Consider the following 14,971-nt stretch of genomic DNA (forward strand, 5'->3'; position numbering starts at 1 on the left):
CTGCGAAACTGTTCAGAAGGCTTTCTTGTATTTAAAACATAGTGACTTTCAAAAACACACTTCAAGAATTCAGTTCTGTTTATGGCTAATTGCCGTAAAATCCTTGAACGCTGCAGAACCTTTATTAGTAATGGACACTCTCCGTCTTTAAGCATTTTATGCATTTTCTATATGTTACGGTTTCGGTATATTCGTGTATGCACTGTGCTTGCAGGAGAGCCAGCTGTTCTTCTAACTGATGAAGAGTTTGTTGTTTTACAGTAATCTGATGAAGTAACTGCTCTGCGGTCATAACTCCACTCACTCCTTATTATAGGTAGATTCCAGCACCGGATTTTTTAAATTGTTCGGCTTTCTCTTTCATCCCGCTTTCAATGGCAAGCTTCTCTTCTAAACTGTTTTCATCGGCGTATTTTCTAATATCATGTGAAATTCGCATACTGCAGAATTTTGGACCGCACATGGAACAGAAGTGAGCGACTTTCGCGCCTTCAGCGGGCAATGTTTCATCATGGTATTCCATCGCGCGTTCAGGATCCAGACTCAAATTAAATTGATCTCTCCATCGGAATTCAATACGGGCTTTTGACAATGCGTCATCCCGTTTGTGTGCATTCGGGTGGCCTTTTGCCAAATCAGCTGCATGTGCTGCAATTTTATAAGCAATGACGCCTTCACGCACATCATCTTTATTTGGCAGGCCAAGATGCTCTTTAGGCGTCACATAGCATAACATCGCTGTTCCGAACCAGCCGATCATAGCCGCACCAATAGCAGATGTGATGTGGTCATAGGCGGGAGCAATATCTGTCGTCAAAGGGCCGAGTGTATAAAATGGTGCTTCTTGGCATATCTCCATTTGCTTATCTACGTTTTCCTTAATCAAATGCATCGGCACATGTCCGGGGCCTTCTACCATAACTTGCACATCATGGGTCCAAGCAATTTTCGTTAGTTCTCCAAGTGTTTCAAGTTCAGCGAATTGGGCCTCATCATTGGCATCAGCGATTGAGCCTGGACGTAATCCATCTCCTAATGAAAACGCAATATCATACTGTTTCATAATTTCACATATATCTTCAAAATGTGTGTACAAAAAGTTTTCTTTATGATGCAGCATGCACCACTGGGACATTATCGAACCGCCCCGTGAGACAATTCCCGTCATACGGTGAATCGTCATTGGAATATACCGGAGCAGAACGCCCGCATGAATTGTAAAGTAGCTGACACCTTGCTCTGCCTGCTCAATCAATGTGTCACGGAATATCTCCCATGAAAGATCCTCCACTTTGCCGTTTACTTTTTCCAGCGCCTGATACAACGGAACCGTTCCTACTGGGACAGGGGAGTTGCGGATGATCCATTCACGGGTTGTGTGGATGTTCTTTCCAGTCGACAAGTCCATGATAGTGTCGGCACCCCAGCGTGTAGCCCACGTCATCTTTTCCACTTCTTCAGCAATTGATGAGGAGACAGCAGAATTTCCGATATTTGCGTTGATTTTCACATGGAATTTACTTCCGATAATCATCGGTTCCGCTTCCGGGTGGTTAATATTGGAAGGGATAATTGCCCGGCCGCTCGCTACTTCATCCCGAACAAGTTCAGGCGTTACCTGTTCCCGGAGTGCGATGAACTCCATTTCAGGTGTAATGATTCCTTTGCGCGCATAATGCATTTGTGTAACATTCATGCCGCGTTTTGCCCGCAATGGTTTACGTTTCCACACTGGAAATACGGCATCATTTTGCATTTGTTCCATTGACCGATACCCATTATCCTGTGGTTTCACTTGCCTGCCTTCATACTCTTCTGCGTCATTTCGTTCAACGATCCAATTCGTTTTGATAGTGGGAAGGCCTTTTTTGATGTCTGCCTGATAACCGGCTTCCGTATATTTACCGCTTGAATCATAGACACGGAAAGGTTCGTTCGCTACTTCACCTTGCTCCGTTACAGTTGGTGACAGCTCAATTTCGCGCATCGGCACGAGTATGTCTGGCCGGCTTCCTTGTACGTAAATCTTTCTGCTTGCCGGGAAACATTTGTGGATAAAGATTTCTTCTTTCTTCTCTTGCATGTTGTCATCGTCTCCTTTTGAGGGGTGACATGACTCGATTCAAGTAAAGGGAATCGGCAACAAAAAAGACCAGTTCCGTAAATAGGACCTGGTCTTCAAAACGCAAAAAAATGCGCTGCTGATAAAATGAAAACTTCCCTACGCTGGTACGAGCCAGATCAGGTCCAAAGAGTCCGGAATGCGTGTACAATCATTCCATCTCAGTCCAATTACGTTGGACACCCCTAGTTATTGTATTTAATTGTGTGAACAGGAACAGTCTACCATGGCCTGCGCAGCTTTCAAAGGGTCATTATAACTATATTTGCCATGGATACCGTTATTTACATACTGTATCATTCAATCTTAGTAAATCCACAGAATTCATTCACCTGCACTCCTATCCCCGACATAACTTATAAAAGCACGGCTAATACAGGAAGGGGAATCTTGGATGACAAGCGAATTCCATTATGGGGAGTCACGACCGAACATTTTGTTTTTAATGGTGGATCAGGATCGGTTTCCGCCTGTTTATGAAACAAAGGAGCTGCAAAAATGGAGAAGAAAGAATCTGGTTGCGCAGAAACTGTTGAGGAAAAACGGACTTTCATTTTTGAACCATTATGCAGCGAGTACGGCTTGTGCTCCCAGCCGGACCTCATTATATACAGGGCACTATCCTTCATTACATGGCGTCACGCAAACACCGGGTGCTGCAAAGGGCTCGTTTGACGCAGATCTATTCTGGTTGGATCCAAATACCGTTCCAACAATAGGGGACTATTTCCGCGCTGCAGGCTACAAGACATTTTGGAAAGGGAAGTGGCATGCGTCGGAACCTGATATCCTCATTCCGGGAACAAAAAATTCATTGCGAAGTTATGATCAGCAGACAGGTGTGCCTGATAAAAAGAATGAGAGAATGTATCGAAAAGCAGACCGTCTGAATGAATACGGCTTTTCTGAGTGGATTGGTCCGGACCCCCATGGTGCAGATCCCAGAAATTCTGCTTCATCTGCAGGGACTGGAACGAGCGGGCGCGATGAAGTGTATGCAGCGGATACCGTGAAACTCATTACACAATTAGATAAAAATAGACATGGTGATAAAAAGGATAGCCCTTGGTTTATTCAATGTTCATTCGTCAACCCGCATGACATCGCATTATATGGCTTGTTTTCAGCGATTTCTCCCGACTTTACGTTCGAAGTGGATCCCACACTGCCTTTCATACCTCCAGCCCCAACTGTTCACGAATCACTGCAATCGAAACCGTCTGTACAGGAAAGCTATCGGCAAACGTATCCAAAAGGGCTTCAGCCGATACATGATAATAATTTTTACCGTCAGCTGTATTACAGTCTTCAAAAAGAAGTGGATAACGAACTCTTGAAAGTCATTACGGCTCTCCAACAGTCCAGTTTTTTCGATAATACGATCATCGTGTTCACTTCGGATCATGGGGAGCAACTGGGTGCGCATGGCGGCCTGTATCAGAAATGGTACACGATGTACGAAGAATCCATTCACGTGCCTCTCATCATTCATAGCCCAAAACTTTTCCATAATGCAAAGTCTACCAACATGCTAACGAGCCACGTCGACATTCTGCCTACTCTTCTCGGCTTAGCCGGTATTGACACGGCGGCTGCAGAGCGGAAATTATCCTGCGATCATACAGAAGCCAAGCCGCTCGTTGGAAGAAACCTGACACCGCTCTTTTACGGCCGTGACCAGTTCTTTCGGGCAAACGAACCGCTGTATTTCATGACAGAAGATAATGTCTTCAAAGGGCTCAACCAAACAAACCCGATTACCGGGCGCCCCTACGAACAAGTTGTCCAGCCAAGCTCGATCGAAGCCGTCTTTGCCTCACTTCCAACGGGATGCAGCAAGGAGTATGAAATTTGGAAATTCGCCCGATACTTCGACAACCCTCAATTTTGGACAGATCCCGGAGTCAGTGATACAACACTTGTTGAGGAAGACGGATGCTTGGTGGAGAAAGTCAAAACAGAGCCGGCTGGCGATCAATTTGAACTTTATAACCTTGCCGAAGATCCGCTGGAGACGAAAAATTTGGCTGATCCTGCGAATGCGACGGATGAATCAAAGGCGATTCGTTGTAAATTGGAAAAGTTATTGGCGGATGAGCGTGGTAAGAAACGGTTGGGTCCGGGAAGGCGATGAATAGAGTACGAACAGAGTACCAGGTCCCGATACAATTCTGAATTGTATCGGGACCTGGTACCTTTAGATAAATGGTGTATAATCAACTAAATAATTATGCGAAATGAGTAAACAGAATAGAGGAGAGAACTGTGGGACGGAAAAAAAGCGGACAAGACATTGCAGGATATGGGGGTGAGATCAATGAATAAAAAAGATTTCATTAACTTTCTTAAAGAATGCCTCAAAGGGATATCCCAAATCATTTATATTGAAAACACGATAACAGGACTTCTAATTTTATTAGCGATTACGATATCTTCGTTTTCATTAGGGGTGATTGCATTTTTATCCGCCATGATCGGTACGCTAGTTGCGAAAATAGGCGGTGCAGATGAAACATTGGTCCGTAAAGGTTTGATGGGCTATAACTCAGTGCTTACCGGATTGGTGCTTCAAACATTTTTGACCGGGCCTACTGCCTGGGTTGTGGCACTGGTTGGCGCAGCGGTCACTGCGATACTAACCGCGACGTTAATGTATTTCTTAGGAAACCTCGGCATTCCAATCTTGACATTGCCATTTATCCTATTAACTTGGTTCACACTGCTTGCATCCTATAAACTTGAAAGCATCAAGTTAAGCGGGTCACTGTCTCCTCAAAGTTTAGCTAATTGGGAATTGAATATAGAAGGAAAAATCAATCTGCTTCAATCAACGTTTAATGGAATCGGTCAAATCTTTTTCGTTACCGAAGCCATACCTGGTCTTTTACTATTCATTGCGATATTTTGGGCTAGCAGGAAAATGGGAATATATGCGGTCATCGGTAATGTGGTCGCGTGTTTGACAGCTTTGGCATTAGCGGGGGAACATGCGCTAATCCTACTGGGGTTATATGGCTATAACGCTATTTTGACCATTCTAGCCGTATCGGTTGTGTACAACACGAAGGAAAATCGCTATGCACCTATTACAGGTGTGGTGGCGGCATGTATTACAGTTCCCCTTATGGCAAGTGTCAGCATTTGGCTATTGCCGTTGGGGCTTCCCGCTTTGACAATGCCATTTGTGCTGGGTACTTGGCTGATATTAGGCGCTAGAAAAGTTTTGCCGAAATTGTAATAGCCCTGTTTTTCAGTGCCAGGTCCCGCTGCAATTCTGAATTGTAGCGGGACCTTTTACCTTTACATTAGTTATGAAATTCATACAGTTTCTATTCCTTAGTGTGAAAACGAATTATAAAATGCAAACTAGTAGGGAAAATTATAATTCACTAAATAGTATTGACAATTCTGTTAACTTGTTTTAAGCTTTCCATATCGTTAACTGTTAGCTGTTAACAGATGACAGCTGACAACCAAATGAAAGATATATGAAGAATAAATAAAGAGTAGGTGGATTAAAAATGGAAAAGAAGAAAATTGTCATGTTAAGTACTGGCGGAACTATTGCCAGTAAAAGAAATCCGGAAACAGGTTTGCTTACGGCTGGCGTTATGTCTGGAGAAGAATTATCCAAGATGTGTGACTTACCTGAAACAATTACAGTAGACGTTCAGTCGGTATTCCAAATTCCAAGCAACCATATGAACTTTGAATATTTATATACACTTAAAGAGAAGATTGAAGAAGTGTTTCAAAATGAACAAGTTGATGGAATAGTAGTTACCCACGGTACAGATACTTTAGAAGAAACTGCTTATTTCTTAGATCTCGTAATTTCAGATGATCGTCCTGTTGTTATTACAGGTTCCCAAAGAGGACCAACTGTTATTGGAACGGATGCTTTTGTAAACTTAAGACAATCGATTATTTTAGCTGCACATCCGGAAAGCCGTAGTTTGGGAACAATTGCCTTGTTTAATGAGAGAATATTCTCAGGTCGTTATGTTCAAAAAAAGCATGCTTCCAACGTTGACGGGTTTACATCTTTCGGGTTTGGTTATTTAGGAATTGTAGATCAAGAGAAAGTCTCTTATTATCAAAAACCAATTCATAGAGAAACTTATACTATTAAAAATCCTTTGCCAGCTATTGATCTCGTTAAATGTGCACTTGGATCAGATGGGAAATTCATTGATTGCGCTTCAGAATCAGGCTCAAAAGGTATTATCATTGAGGCCCCAGGCAGAGGACACGCTCCTCCTTATATTCTAGACAGCGTGAAGCGAGCAGTTGAGAAAGGCATTATTGTAATTTTGACTACTAGCGCAGAAGAAGGAGAGGTAAAGACTGTCTATGACTTCCCGGGCAGTGCATGGAGTTTGCAGAATGAAGGGGTTATTCTTGCTAGCGACTATGATGGAAAAAAAGCTAGGATTAAGCTAGCGGTATTATTAGCTGCAGGTGTTCCTGTCAATAAAGAGTATTTTGAAAGCTGATGTTAAATAATAGGTGACAGAGGAGGAGTAGAAATTGACAATTCAAATAGTCCAAGCTCCGCCATTGTATTTACAAATTTATGAGGCTATTAGAGAAGATATTTTAACTGGTGCTATTGAAGCAGATGAACAAATTGTAGAGGCACAATTAGCTAAGAAGTTAAACGTGAGTAGGGGTCCAATTAGAGAGGCCGTTGGAAAACTTGAATTGGAAGGCCTTCTTCTTAGGAAAAATGGTACATTATTTGTCTACAAAACTTCCAAGGAAGATCTAAAACAGATTTATCAATGCAGAATTGCTCTAGAATCACTCGCAGTCAAACTATTAATTTCAAATTTAAATGAAGAAATTCATCAGGAATTACAAGAGCTATTTTTACAGAAAGAAAGATTTATCAATGAACTTGGAAATCCTGATGAATCCGATGACTTTAATAGAATGTGCACGGCATTCCACGATATTATTCTCAACGAGAGTAAGAACGAGAGGTTATATCAGCAGACTAATCAACTTAGAAACTTAACGAGATTCTATAAAAGTTCCAAGCTAAGAGACGCGGAAAGAAGAGTAGTCATCCATAACCAACATTTTGAAATATACAATGCAATAAAGGATCAAGATTCAGATAGAGCATCAAATTTAATGCAAGAACATATGGAAGACGATTTAGAATACTTGTTAAAAAACTTTTAAAAGACGGGGGCAGCTACCATGAGGAAAATTGAAACAAAATACTCAATTCGTGACGGAGGACACTACGTCCCGGCTATGGAATATAACGGTGTACTATATATATCAGGACAATTGTCCATAAATCCAGAAACAGGAACCATACCTCAAGGTGGAGTGAAAACGGAAACAGTCCAGGCGCTTCGTAATTTAGAGTGTGTCCTAGAGGAAGCAGGATTAAATAAAGAGTCTGTCATTATGTGCCGGGTCTACATACCTGATGTTAAGCTGTGGCCGGAACTGAACGAAGTTTATTCTGAGTTTTTCGGGGATCATAAGCCTGCGAGGGTAGTCGTCCCTTCAAATAACCTCTATAGTGGATGTCTTGTGGAAATTGAAGCAATCGCTGCCATGGGGGAATCGTAATGAATTATAAGGAGTTAGATACACCGGCTCTATTAATTGATCGGGATATTATGATGAAAAACCTTCAATCCATGCAACAATATGCAAATGTAAATAAGGTAACTTTACGCCCTCATACTAAAACTCATAAAATCCCTGAAATAGCCATTATCCAAGAAGAGCTTGGAGCAAATGGAATTACCGTTGCCAAACTGGGTGAGGCAGAAGTGATGGCGGAAAGTGGACTCACAGATATTTTTATAGCGAATCAAGTAGTTGGGCGACAGAAAATAGAGCGGATTAGAGAGTTATCCGATACTATAGAAATTTCATTTGGCATCGACGATCCAAGCCAACTTCCGGATATTGAAGAAGTGTTTGAAGGTTCCGGTAAGAAAGCGAAAGTCTTAATTGAAATTGAAGTGGGAGAAGAACGTTCCGGAATTATAGAGGAAAGTGATTTCGTCATACTTCTGAATGAATTGAAAAAGTCTAAAAACATCGATCTTAAAGGCATCTTCTCACATGATGGGCATTCCTATATGGCCGAAGACTTGGAAGAGTGCAAAGATATTTTCTATACAAGTGTGGCTAGAACACTTAGGTTTGCGGAACTTGCCAGTGAAAATGGATTTCACCTGGAAGTAGTTAGCATTGGATCCACACCTTCATTAATTCAAGGCTATGACATACCAAGCGGCGTGACAGAAATCAGACCTGGAACGTATGTCTTTATGGATGCATCTCAGGCTAATGTGATTAATTCTTACAATCAATGTGCTGCCACAATTTTAACTACTGTTATTAGTAAACCTACGCGTGAAAGGGTTATAACCGATGTCGGTGCGAAAGGTATTACTGCACAAACCAGAAGTAAAGGAATCACTAAAACTACAGGGCTGGGCCGTATTAAAGATTATGATGAAGTATACATTTATGATGTTTATGATGAGCATGCCATTATTTACAATGAAAAGTTTAACAAGGAAGTTAAAATAGGAGACAAAATAGAGATCATTCCAAATCATATTTGTCCAGTATGTAATTTACATGAGAAAGCCTATTTAATTTCAGAAGGCAAAGTATTTGGGGAATACGAAGTCAAGGGCAGAGGTAAATTACAATAATTGAGAATAGTGTCTGCATGATAGCAGACACTATCCAAGGTTTGTTTTGTAAGCGATTTCAGTTTGCGCGCGAAAAATAGTCGGAATATTTGGAAAGGTAGTGGAGGAATGGGTAGAATAGAAAACAGAGGTGCGAATGGATTAGCTTTACTGCCGTTATTAATATTTATAGGTCTAATGGTTGGAACGGGGATTATACTGACATTTGTAGGAGTAGAAAAGCCGTTTCATCAGATTCCGCCATCTGCCGCTTTATTCTTGGCAGTTATCTCAGCGTTTGTTATTTACAAAGCCCCAATGGAAAGAAAGATAGGTTCCTTTATTTCGGGATGTACAAATGAAAACATAGCAATTATGGTGTTAACAGTATTACTGGCCGGTGCATTTTCTACTGTTGCAGGGGCAATGGGTGGAGTTGAGTCGTTTGTTAATCTTTGTTTAACCTTCATGCCAACTTCTATTCTTATTGCAGGATTCTTTGTAATTTGTGCTTTGATGTCTTTGGCAACAGGATCATCAAGTGGAACTGTGGCAGCTTTGGCACCAATCGCATTTAGTATCGGACAGATTGCCGATTTGAATATGGCCATGTTATTTGCGGCTGTGTTGGGAGGGGCATTCTTTGGCGATAATTTATCGATTATTTCTGATACTACGATAGTTGTAACAAGAGGTCAGGGAGTTGAAATGAGAGACAAGTTCCGTATTAATTTATGGATAGCCTTGCCGGCAGTTGTGGTTACTGTAATATTACTATTGGTATTTGGCGGGCAGGCGACTTCCGCTCCTATAGAAATAGGCGAATATAACCTGATAAAAGTTATCCCTTATTTTGTTGTTTTGCTATTTGCGGTATTAGGAATGAATGTATTTGCTGTGTTAACTAGTGGGATCATACTTTCTGGTATTATCGGATTGTTCACTAGTGATCTAACTTTCCTTTCTTTCAACCAGGCGGTGTTTGATGGTTTTGAAGGAATGATTGAAATTGTAGTGTTAGCACTATTTATTGGCGGGCTTTCTCAAATGATGAAGGATGCTGGCGGCATTCAATTTATCATAGAGAAGGTAACAAGGAATATTAAAGGCCGACAATCCGCTGAACTCGGTATTTCCGGAATGGTCGCACTAGCAGATGCGGCGATAGCGAATAACACAGCAGCACTGATTGCTACAAACGATATTGCTAAAGAAATTACGCATAAACACCAGGTAGATCCAAGGAGAACTGCTGCTTTAATGGATATTTTCAGCAGTGTAGCACAAGGACTCCTGCCTTATGGCAATCAAATATTATTACTAGTGGGAATTGCAGGTGGTATTGTATCCCCAATCGAGATTATTCCTTATATGTGGTATGTCATGCTACTTGGTATTTTTGCTATTTTATCAATCTATATCCCATTTGCAGATCGCGCAATTAAAAAGCAGCCATGGGTCTGGGATGAAAAGAATAGCACAGATGAGATAGAAACAATTGCACTTTCAAATAATAACAAATCATTTGTAGACTTGAGCAAGCCTGAAACAGCCGTGACAATACAGACAAAAGATGACTAAGTATGATTAATTAGCTCATCGCCAGCTGGCGATGAGTTTTTTTACGTGTCACACAGTCAAATTAGAGCAAAGTATCCAATTTCGACGCAACTCCGGAGTGCATCGGGATTGGGGGACATTAAGTGTTACTTCAACATCTCCAATCTTAGTCAGACCCCAGAACCAGTGATACAACATTTGTCAATGGAAAACGGGTGCTTGGCGCAGATAGTTAAAAAGAGCCGGTTAGCGATCAAAATAAATAATCATAAGAAAAATAAGCTCCTGAACTGAGAAATCAACGAAAGAGCTTATTTTATATGTGGCATTTTCTTTGATAATGCTGTGTCATGATGCGCAGTGATGTTTGAAAAGAAAGCCAATTTCACGCACGAAACCGCCTCTATGCCAGATACAATCTAAAAAAATTATTTAAAGTTATCTCTTAACAAGTCCTATCGGGCATTATTTTCGAATAAAATGCAATGACGGCATGTTAAAGGGGGCAGTTTTGTGAATTCAATATTGATATATATTTTCCTTGGCGCATCGTTAGCCGCGCCAATCGGACCGGTTAAAACTGTTTTATTAAATACGGGGCTTAAACGCGGGTTTTTCCACGCTTGGGCTTTTAGTTTAGGTTCCGTGACAACGGATATTATGTACATGATTCTCGTGTATTTCGGAGTCGGACAATTTATTGATTCACCTTTACTTAAAATCATTCTCTGGTCGTTTGGGTGTTTTGTACTTATGTATACAGGTATAGAAAATCTGCTGACGTTAAATAAAGTGGAAATGCGTGTGAAATTCGGCAAAAGAGTCAGACTGCGGACATCTATGCTGACCGGCTTTCTGATGTCATTGATGAATCCGCTGACTATTATTTTTTGGCTGGGCATATACGGTTCAATCCTCGCAAAAACAGCTGGCGGTTCAACGGGTCATACAATCATCATAAACAGTCTTGCGATATTGTCGGGTATCATCATCGTGGATTTGTGTATGGCTGCTTTATCCGGCGGAGCACGCAAGATTTTGTCCGTTAAGGTGTTACTGATCACTTCCATTATATCCTCTATATCTATGATCGGTTTTGGAATTTACTTCGGTATCCAAGCTTATCAGGCGCTGTTTTAAGTGATCTTCAGCGGGCTGTTTTCACATGATTTTACATAATGGCATGTCAGTGGCGCTAAAAAAGTTATTACAGTATAAAAAGTTCCCGTTTGGAAACCATACCGTTAATCAATAGAACAGCATAAGATGAGGTGTGGTAATGGAAAAAGACGGGGACAAAGTTAGTGTATGGTGCATTGTAAGTCTAGCCTCAATTCCGCTTATTATGACGCTGGGGAATTCAATGCTCATACCCGTGCTTCCCTTATTGGAAGAAAAAGTCGGCATTACATCGTTTCAGTCCAGTATGATCATTACCAGTTATTCAGTGGCGGCTATTTTACTTATCCCCGTGGCCGGCTATTTATCAGACCGCTTTGGACGGAAAATGGTGATATTGCCAAGTTTGGTCTTCGCATTGATCGGGGGTCTGATTGCCGGATTTGCTTCGTGGAAGATGGATGACCCTTATATAATGATTATAATTGGACGGGTATTACAAGGGATAGGAGCAGCGGGTGCTATGCCGATCGTTTTGCCGCTCGTGGGTGACTTATATAAAGATGACAGCGAAAAAAGCAGCAGCTGTTTAGGGATTATTGAAACGTCGAATACGTTTGGAAAAGTGTTAGCGCCGATCTTAGGTTCAGTATTTGCTGCTGTATTATGGTTCCTTCCGTTCTTCTCTATTTCTGTACTTAGTGTCATTTCTTTTATACTGATCTTTTTCTTTGTGAAAGTCCCGAAAGAAAAAGATGAACCGGTAAAGTTTAAGGTCTTTATACAGAACACGAAAAAAATATTTGCATCAGAAGGCAAATGGCTGTATACCGTATTTCTCAATGGAGTTCTGGTCATGCTGGTATTATTCAGTATGCTGTTTTTTTTATCGGAGAACCTTGAGAAAACACATGATATCGCGGGAATTAAGAAAGGCTTTGTGTTGGCAATTCCGTTATTATTCCTCTGCGTGGCATCCTTTTTATCGGGGCGAAAAATTAAAGGGGATCTGAAAACCATAAAAAGGCTAATGATCATTTGCTTACTCGCCATGTCCGCGAGTGTCATTTTTGTAGGCTTTACAAGCAAAAAATTGATCCTGTTGCTGATCGTAACCAGTATAGTAGGAATAGCAATCGGCGCATTATTGCCGGCTCTGGATGCAATCATTACAGAAAATATTGAAAAAGAGCTGCGGGGCACAGTTTCCTCATTTTACAGTTCAGCAAGATTTATCGGTGTAGCAGCCGGCCCTCCTTTGATGTCAATTGCCATGAAAGATTTTCTCGCCGGCAGTTACATTATTGCCGCTCTCCTCGGATTAATTTTGACTGTTATTGTTTTTAAATTTATTAACGTCGAAGAAATTGAAGAATCCAATGAAAGAACCTGAAAAAGGACCTGACAGTACGATGAAACTGTCAGGTTCTTTCTGTTTGCAGATATGTATGGGGAGTAATTTATTTGGATTTTAAACTGAAAATAATGAGGAAGATTCCGGTGAACAGACAAATTATTCGCACTAAAGATATTTTTTCAGTAAGACCATGCAATGCGATTCCCGTCGTAACTATTAATATAAAAGGACCTACTAACGCAAGCAAAGAGTTAATATAAAACGCCTTTTCTAAGTCATTAAATTTAAACATCAGTGCGGCAGCCGTTACTTCTATACTTCCTGAAATAACTCTCAATATAATAATGAAAAGCAACGCACTTTCTATCACGGAAACCACGTCCTCTGATTGTATTTATGCTTAGTATATGCAGTGCGTTAATGAGTTATTTAGCCCTTTAGATATCACAATAGAATGAGCGAAGTTGCTTCATCGCGCTGCTTAAAAAAGTACCAGGTTCCGAGACAATTCTAAATTGTGTCGGAACCTGGTACCTTTCAGTAATTCACACACGAACACGTTTTACAAACAGCGATGCAATAAAACCTGCAACAGCAAACGCCGTGATAAAGTAAAACGCATATTTCGTGCCCGCTGCGATTAATTCAACAGAAGGAGCACTCGGTGAGACTTTCAAAAGCAAGTTTTGGCCATGTACCAATAATGTAATGGCTAATGCCGTTCCTGTGGCGCCTGCAATTTGTTGGAGAGTATTCATTACCGCTGAACCATCTGCATAGAGTTCGCGCGGTAATTGATTTAATCCATTGGTTTGTGCAGGCATGATAATCATGGAAATGCCCATAAAGTATATCAGGAATGCAATGACGATTTGCCAAATGGCTGTCTCTGCTGAAATAATTATGACAAACATGATACTCGAGATTGCGGTGAATAGAAAACCAATCGGTAAAATCTTTTTGACACCGAATTTATCCGTCAGTATGCCTACAACCGGAGACAGCAATGCGTTCATGGCGCTCCCTGGCAGCAGAATAATCCCGGCCATTGCCGCGCTTACTAGTAAAGAAGTTCTCAAGTACAGTGGCAGTAAAATAGCTGTAGATAAAATTAAAAACATCCCAATGAACAGCAGCAATGTGCCTAACGTAAACATCGGATATTTAAACACACGCAAATTGATCATCGGCTGTTTCATCTTCAGCTGTCTGGTGACGAATAGCACGAGAGAAATAACACCGATTGCCAATGGTGTATATACTTGTGCGGAAGTTATAGACTTTTCCGCAATCGTACTTAAACTGTAAATTAATCCGCCAAAACCAAGCGTGGACAAGATAATCGATCCGACATCAATCGTCGGTCTGGTAATTTGGGAGACGTTATCAATTTGCTTCAGACCTAATACGATTAATCCTACATAGAATATCAAGCTAAGCCAGAAGATATATGACCATCCAAGGGTATCAACAATTACGCCGGATAAGGCAGGGCCTACTGCAGGGGCTGTTGTAATGACTAGTCCCATGACCCCCATGACGGCACCGCGTTTATGGATCGGAAAAATTAATAAAAGAACATTCATCATCAGCGGCAGCAGGATTCCTGTTCCGATCGCCTGAACGATCCGTCCAATAAACAACACCGCAAAACTGGGTGCTGCCGCCGCTAAAATTGTCCCTGCTATTGAAAAGGCAAGAGAAGCAATGAGTAATTGTTTTGTAGTGAACCATCGGATTAAGAGAGAAGAGACAGGTACTAGAATACCTAGCGTCAATAAATATCCCGTAGTCAGCCACTGTGCAGTTGCCGATGTGATAGAGAAGTCGGACATAATATTAGTAAGAGCCATATTTAAAGCTGTTTCACCAAACAATCCGATAAAAGCTCCAAACATCAATGTAAAAGCCATCGCTTTCGGATGACGTACTTGAACGATTTGTAATGAGGACACAATTTACTTCCTTTCTAAACAGACTGATGCAAAGTGCATATGCAAGAAACGAATTATGATGAGACAAAGGATATCGATCTTGGCGATGACCAAATGCAGATATCCTTAGATGAAATACGTTCATCGCTATTCATAACTTGCTGCTTGAGCATTATAGCATGTATGTGGAAAGGGAGGATAT

At 41.1% G+C, this 14,971-nt stretch carries 12 protein-coding genes and 1 riboswitch; of the genes, 9 read left to right on the forward strand and 3 right to left on the reverse strand.

Annotation, left to right across the window (positions count from 1 at the left end; genetic code table 11):
- Positions 1-310: 310 nt before the first annotated feature.
- Entirely contained in the window at positions 311-2,083 is a 1,773-nt protein-coding gene (thiC, locus tag SporoP33_RS12015) for a phosphomethylpyrimidine synthase ThiC (protein WP_081243931.1), read from the reverse strand.
- Positions 2,084-2,201: 118 nt separating this feature from the next.
- A riboswitch (TPP riboswitch) is annotated at positions 2,202-2,319 on the reverse strand.
- A 197-nt stretch (positions 2,320-2,516) separates the two neighbouring features.
- Between thiC and SporoP33_RS12020 the strand changes: the two genes are divergently transcribed.
- From SporoP33_RS12020 to SporoP33_RS12060, 9 genes are all read left to right on the forward strand, one after another.
- Complete coding sequence (locus tag SporoP33_RS12020; RefSeq protein WP_081243932.1) at positions 2,517-4,256, forward strand: sulfatase family protein; 1,740 nt, start codon at positions 2,517-2,519, stop codon at positions 4,254-4,256.
- 183 nt (positions 4,257-4,439) lie between these two features.
- Positions 4,440-5,360, forward strand: a complete 921-nt coding sequence (locus SporoP33_RS12025; RefSeq protein ID WP_196796782.1) for an urea transporter — start codon at positions 4,440-4,442, stop codon at positions 5,358-5,360.
- A 283-nt stretch (positions 5,361-5,643) separates the two neighbouring features.
- Positions 5,644-6,618: an asparaginase gene (locus SporoP33_RS12030; protein WP_081243933.1), complete on the forward strand. Its 975-nt coding sequence runs from the start codon at positions 5,644-5,646 to the stop codon at positions 6,616-6,618.
- Between the two features lie 34 nt (positions 6,619-6,652).
- Positions 6,653-7,312 (forward strand): GntR family transcriptional regulator, encoded by a 660-nt coding sequence (locus SporoP33_RS12035; RefSeq protein WP_081243934.1) that lies wholly within the window; start codon positions 6,653-6,655, stop codon positions 7,310-7,312.
- A gap of 18 nt (positions 7,313-7,330) precedes the next feature.
- Positions 7,331-7,714, forward strand: a complete 384-nt coding sequence (locus SporoP33_RS12040; protein ID WP_081243935.1) for a RidA family protein — start codon at positions 7,331-7,333, stop codon at positions 7,712-7,714.
- Positions 7,714-8,820: a D-TA family PLP-dependent enzyme gene (locus tag SporoP33_RS12045; protein ID WP_081243936.1), complete on the forward strand. Its 1,107-nt coding sequence runs from the start codon at positions 7,714-7,716 to the stop codon at positions 8,818-8,820. Before SporoP33_RS12040 ends, SporoP33_RS12045 begins: the two co-directional genes overlap by 1 nt.
- Before the next feature lie 108 nt (positions 8,821-8,928).
- The gene (locus tag SporoP33_RS12050; protein WP_196796783.1) at positions 8,929-10,380 is read left to right on the forward strand and encodes a Na+/H+ antiporter NhaC family protein; all 1,452 of its coding nucleotides are present in this window, start codon (positions 8,929-8,931) and stop codon (positions 10,378-10,380) included.
- Between the two features lie 492 nt (positions 10,381-10,872).
- Positions 10,873-11,499, forward strand: a complete 627-nt coding sequence (locus SporoP33_RS12055; RefSeq protein WP_081243937.1) for a LysE family transporter — start codon at positions 10,873-10,875, stop codon at positions 11,497-11,499.
- Between the two features lie 139 nt (positions 11,500-11,638).
- Positions 11,639-12,871: an MFS transporter gene (locus SporoP33_RS12060; protein WP_081243938.1), complete on the forward strand. Its 1,233-nt coding sequence runs from the start codon at positions 11,639-11,641 to the stop codon at positions 12,869-12,871.
- Positions 12,872-12,938: 67 nt separating this feature from the next.
- Here the strand turns inward: SporoP33_RS12060 and SporoP33_RS12065 are convergent, their stop codons facing one another.
- Positions 12,939-13,214, reverse strand: coding sequence for a YqhV family protein (locus SporoP33_RS12065; protein ID WP_081243939.1), 276 nt, complete (start codon positions 13,212-13,214; stop codon positions 12,939-12,941).
- Positions 13,215-13,380: 166 nt separating this feature from the next.
- On the reverse strand, positions 13,381-14,748 hold the full coding sequence (locus tag SporoP33_RS12070; RefSeq protein ID WP_081244854.1) for a DHA2 family efflux MFS transporter permease subunit: 1,368 nt from the start codon (positions 14,746-14,748) through the stop codon (positions 13,381-13,383).
- Between the last annotated feature and the right edge of the window lie 223 nt (positions 14,749-14,971).

Origin of the sequence: Sporosarcina sp. P33 (assembly GCF_002077155.1) — a bacterium.
GTDB lineage: Bacteria > Bacillota > Bacilli > Bacillales_A > Planococcaceae > Sporosarcina.